The 4,864-nt window shown below is 39.7% G+C and carries 5 protein-coding genes; 4 read left to right on the top strand and 1 reads right to left on the bottom strand.

Annotated elements, in window-relative coordinates; all coding sequences use genetic code 11:
* Positions 1-35 precede the first annotated feature (35 nt).
* Positions 36-1,409, bottom strand: a complete 1,374-nt coding sequence (locus PN497_RS11620; protein ID WP_096571796.1) for a gluconeogenesis factor YvcK family protein — start codon at positions 1,407-1,409, stop codon at positions 36-38.
* 326 nt (positions 1,410-1,735) lie between these two features.
* On the opposite strand from PN497_RS11620, the gene ruvC reads away from it, so the two are divergent.
* From ruvC to PN497_RS11640, 4 genes are all read left to right on the top strand, one after another.
* Entirely contained in the window at positions 1,736-2,227 is a 492-nt protein-coding gene (gene ruvC / locus PN497_RS11625) for a crossover junction endodeoxyribonuclease RuvC (RefSeq protein ID WP_096571797.1), read from the top strand.
* A gap of 286 nt (positions 2,228-2,513) precedes the next feature.
* Positions 2,514-2,933, top strand: coding sequence for an EVE domain-containing protein (locus PN497_RS11630; RefSeq protein WP_096571798.1), 420 nt, complete (start codon positions 2,514-2,516; stop codon positions 2,931-2,933).
* Between the two features lie 31 nt (positions 2,934-2,964).
* Positions 2,965-3,558: a cytochrome b/b6 domain-containing protein gene (locus PN497_RS11635; RefSeq protein ID WP_096571799.1), complete on the top strand. Its 594-nt coding sequence runs from the start codon at positions 2,965-2,967 to the stop codon at positions 3,556-3,558.
* A gap of 294 nt (positions 3,559-3,852) precedes the next feature.
* Positions 3,853-4,593, top strand: coding sequence for a molybdopterin-dependent oxidoreductase (locus tag PN497_RS11640; RefSeq protein ID WP_096571800.1), 741 nt, complete (start codon positions 3,853-3,855; stop codon positions 4,591-4,593).
* Positions 4,594-4,864: the final 271 nt, after the last annotated feature.

Genomic DNA, 4,864 nt, shown 5'->3' on the forward strand with positions numbered 1-4,864 from the left:
GTCCCCAGTCCCCAGTCCCCAGTCCCCAGTCACCATTACTTCCCATGTTGCGCTCCACTGTACCATTTCAATAACACCTTAGCTAGTTTTCGGGGATCGTGGCGGACAAAACCAGTTTCATCTTCGTGTAAAACGTTAGCGGGGACTAAGCGCCGTCCTAACTGAGTAACTGCTTCTCTGTCTAGGAAAACGGGATGGGAATTTTGTTGGGCATAACGGATTAATGCTTGGGCTGATGGGGTTTTGCGATGTACGAGTACAGCATCAAAAAGTTTTCTGTCACCAGCAGCTTTATCAATGGCTTGGATATGTTCAGCAACGGTATAGCCCTCTGTTTCTCCCGGTTGGGTCATAATATTGCAAATATAAATGCGGGGAATTTTTGTAGCCGCGATCGCATCGGCTATTTCTGGTACTAATAAATTGGGAATTAAGCTAGTATACAAACTACCAGGACCAATAATAATGTAATCAGCATCTTTAATTGCCTTAATTGCTGCGGGTAAAGCGGGAGGATTTTCGGGAATACAGCCAATTTTAATGATTTTTCCGCCGGCTTTGGGAATACTAGACTCACCTTCAATTCTGCGCCCATCTGCCATTTCTGCCCACAGACGTACATCACTAAGAGTTGCTGGTAAAACTTGTCCCCTCACAGCTAACACCTTGGAACTAGCAGCAACAGCCCTTTCTAAGTCCCCAGTAATATCAGTCATGGCAGTTAAAAACAAATTACCAAAACTGTGACCTGTTAAACCATCCCCAGCGCGAAAACGATATTGGAATAATTCGGTTAATAACTTTTCTTCATCTGCTAATGCAGCTAAACAATTGCGAATATCCCCAGGAGGTAAAACGCCAAATTCCTGCCGCAACCTACCGGAAGAACCACCATCATCAGCGACTGTGACAATAGCAGTAATATTAGCACTATAGGTTTTTAAGCCCCGGAGTAAAGTAGAAAGTCCAGTACCGCCACCAATAACTACAATTTTTGGACCCCGGTATAAACGACGATGTGCCAATAGAACATCTATCAGTTCTTCTTCATCACCTTGAGGTCTTAAAACCTCTGTAATTGAACCTACAGTACGGGATTGTCCCCACAATAACAACAGCACACCCAGCAGCAACACCAAAGGTCCGCTGACATAGTTGGGTAAGATGTTGGTGAGGAAACCCAACAAACCTTTAAGAAATTCCAATGTCCAAAAAATTGGGGTTAGCTTAATCCAAATAGCTAACCCCAAACTTGCCAATAAGAAACCTCCTACACTGACTAGAAACCAGCGTTTTACTGATATTCCAGGGGATAACCACTTAAACCACTGGTTAACGCGGTGGGAAGTGCGGCTGTGTGACTGAAGTTGTATGGCGTTGAGGGCTTGTTTAAGAAAACCGATTGACATACCTAATAGGGAACTGTGGTAGAAACAATATTTAAAAGCAAATGTACACTAACAGGGACTGGGGACTGGTGACTGGGGACTGGTGACTGGTGAAAAATATTTACCTCCTGCCTTCTGCCTTCTGCCTTCTGCCTCCTGACTCCTGACTCCTGACTCCTGACTCCTGACTCCTGACTCCTGACTTCTGCCTCCTGAAAGTGCTTATTTCTTCATGATTGGCGATCGCTAACCGGAAAGTGCAGATTAAGTATAGTAGGAGTCGGGTGTTACAAATCGAGAATCATAGTTAATTTGATGGAAATTTAGAGAAAATTAGCCAAAATTTTATGGAAAAACGAATTTTAGGATTAGATCCAGGTTTAGCTATTGTGGGATTTGGTGCAATTACGTTACAGCAAACTCAAGGTAAAGTACAAGACTTTTCTGTAAAGATGCTAGATTTTGGTGTAATTCGCACGTCTTCAGATATGGAAATGAGTCAGCGACTAGCTACTTTATTTGATGATTTAAACACCCTAATGGACGATTTACAACCAGATTTAGTGGCAATTGAAAAATTATTCTTCTATCGTATGGCCAACACTATTTTAGTGGCACAGGCTAGGGGTGTATTAATGTTGGTTTTGGGGCAGCGCAAACTTCCTTATGTAGAGTTTGCCCCTCCGCAAATTAAGCAAGCGTTAACAAATTATGGTAAAGCAGATAAGGAAGAAGTCCAGGAAGCGGTGATGCGGGAGTTAGATTTAGAGGAAATGCCTAAGCCTGATGATGCAGCAGATGCTTTGGCGGTGGCTTTGACTGCTGCGTTTCAGTTGTAATCATTTCCGTTTGACTAAGTTTGATTAATGAGTATATCTGTTAGGACAGGGAATAGGGAACAGGGAACAGGGGAAGGAAAAAAATTCTTTTCAGTAATTAGCTGAAGATGATATCAATGGCGATAAAATTTACATTGATTGATATAGCTGTAGCCAGGGTAATTAGAACATTATCAATGATGGAAACCTAGAAATAACAAGGATTTCACTAAGGATTTCACTATTGCCTTTTGCCTTTTGCCTCTTGCCTGCTGCTATAAAGAGTGATAACCATAGATAAAAGTACATGAATTACTGGCTATTTCAAGGCAACCCCAAATATTACAAAGTTGTAGAAGCTATTCAAGGCTTTGAGCAAATGCCCTGGTTAGTGACTCGCTACGCTAAAGATATCGCTATAGGTGATGGTGTGATCATTTGGGTATCTGGTACACAAGCGGGAATTTATGCCATAGCAGAAATAACTGAATCTGCCAAATTTATCACCGAAATACCAGATAAAAAATATTGGTCTGATTCTACCCGTGCTTTGGGTAAGCAACAAGCAATAATTCGCTTTACAAATAAACTCATAGAATGCCCTTTATTAAAAACCAGTTTACAACAAGATCCTATTCTTAAAAGTTTGCTGGTAATTCGCGCTCCTAACTCCACTAATTTTAAAGTCACTTCCGAAGAATGGTTAAGAGTGCAGGAATTAATTTAATAATTCAGGATTCAGGATTCAGAATATTGGTATGAATTATCAAGCAAAAACCCCCAAATTACCCACCCAAGCCATAGCCGCTAAAATCTTCCACTCTATTAATATCATTAGCCTGTTTTTAATGATTACCAGTGGATTACAAATTTACAACGCTAACCCCGTTTTTGGTGGCCGTGCAGGTTTACATATTCCCCCCATTTTTACTTTAGGTGCTTGGTTAGCAGGAGGTAGACACTGGCATTTTGCAGCTATGTGGCTTTTTTCACTCAATTTTTTATTTTATGGAATTTACATTTTAATTACCCGACGTTGGCAACATAGATTTGTCGGCAGTAATGACATCAAAGCATTACAAAAAACGCAAAATATTAAGCGTTTAACTTATGCTTGGCATCGGATTATTTACACATCTATTATTCCCATATTAATGTTAGCAATATTAACAGGAATCGGAATGTACAAACCTGCTCAATTTCCCTGGATAGTTGATATGTTTGGAGATTGGCAAGCATTAAGAATCGTACATTTTGCTTCTGTGCCATTGGTGGTAATATTTGTAATTATTCATTGGCGATTAGGACAGAAAGCGGGAGGAGATAAACTAATAGAATCGATGTTTTGGTAATTTTGGAATTAATAATTTAACGCAGATAAACGCAGATAAACACGGGAGCATCCCAATTTTGAAAAAATAACTCCAGCAACATTAAAAAATCTCTTAAAATCTCTTACCTTTGTGTCCTTTGTGTCCTTTGTGTCCTTTGTGTCCTTTGTGTCCTTTGTGTCCTTTGTGTCCTTTGCGGTTCAATCATATCAGAACCTTGGAGCGTTTTATTTCGTTAGTTCAACATAAATTTACACATTTGGGATACTCCCGATGAACACAGATAGTTTTTTAATTAGGGGAAGTTATTAAATCATGAATCATACTCATAAAAAACACCTAATTCATATAGTGAAACCTCGATTTAACCGCCGTAAGTTTTTACAAATATCTGGAATTTCTAGTATAGGTGGTTTACTTAGTGGTTGTGGTACACCAGCATTAGAAGACTTGGTAGGTAAACTTTCAGAACCCTTAAATCAAAAAGTTGAAGAATTAATATTTCAACCCCAGAAACTTGTACCAGAATTTGCAGCTAGTGAAATTAAACCAGAAGCTTTAATCATTAATAGTTTCCGGGGTACACCAATTATTGATGTTGATAAATTCCGGTTAATTATTGATGGTGAAGTAAATAATCCCCTGAGTTTAAGTATGGCAGAAATTCAAAATTTACCTTTAACTTCTATGATTATTCGTCATGTTTGTGTTGAAGGTTGGGCAGCAATTGTACAATGGGGAGGTATTCGTTTACGTGATTTAATCGCTTTAGCTCAACCCCAAGAAAATGTGAAGTATGCTTATTTTAAATCAGCAGATGGTTATTATGAAAGTTGGGATTTAGCTTCTGCTACTCATCCCCAAACTTTGTTAGCATATCAAAAAAATGGGGAAAAGTTGCCTGTGGAAAATGGTGCGCCTTTACGTTTATCTTCTCCTATTAAATTAGGTTATAAACAAAGTAAATGGGTAACGAGAATTACTTTAACTAGCCAGTTATCAGCTTTTAAAGGTTATTGGGAAGATCAGGGTTATGAATGGTTTGCGGGATTGTGAACACATATTAAGATTATTGACACTCTCCTGCCTGAAGCCACGGAGATTCTTGGTTCAATGAGTCCACTTAGATTAGATCCCTTGCGGTGTCTAACAAGCGGGGTGGTTCTCTCCCCAAGCGTTAACTTAGGGAATGCCCTTCCCTAGTTGGATTACTCCAAATTTTGTTTGAGTTTAAATTCTGTGTCGTGTTTCGACTACTTCGACTTACTTCGACTGCGCCCTTCGACACCGCCCTTCGACTGCGCCCTTCGACACCGCCCTTCGACAC

It is taken from the genome of Sphaerospermopsis kisseleviana CS-549, assembly GCF_028329225.1.
GTDB lineage: Bacteria > Cyanobacteriota > Cyanobacteriia > Cyanobacteriales > Nostocaceae > Sphaerospermopsis > Sphaerospermopsis kisseleviana.

What these genes read in the sequence shown, in the direction of transcription:
- PN497_RS11620 (WP_096571796.1), bottom strand. Translation starts at nt 1,409, where the DNA reads ATGTCAATCGGTTTTCTTAAACAAGCCCTCAACGCCATACAACTTCAG.
- ruvC (WP_096571797.1), top strand. Translation starts at nt 1,736, where the DNA reads ATGGAAAAACGAATTTTAGGATTAGATCCAGGTTTAGCTATTGTGGGA.
- PN497_RS11630 (WP_096571798.1), top strand. Translation starts at nt 2,514, where the DNA reads ATGAATTACTGGCTATTTCAAGGCAACCCCAAATATTACAAAGTTGTA.
- PN497_RS11635 (WP_096571799.1), top strand. Translation starts at nt 2,965, where the DNA reads ATGAATTATCAAGCAAAAACCCCCAAATTACCCACCCAAGCCATAGCC.
- PN497_RS11640 (WP_096571800.1), top strand. Translation starts at nt 3,853, where the DNA reads ATGAATCATACTCATAAAAAACACCTAATTCATATAGTGAAACCTCGA.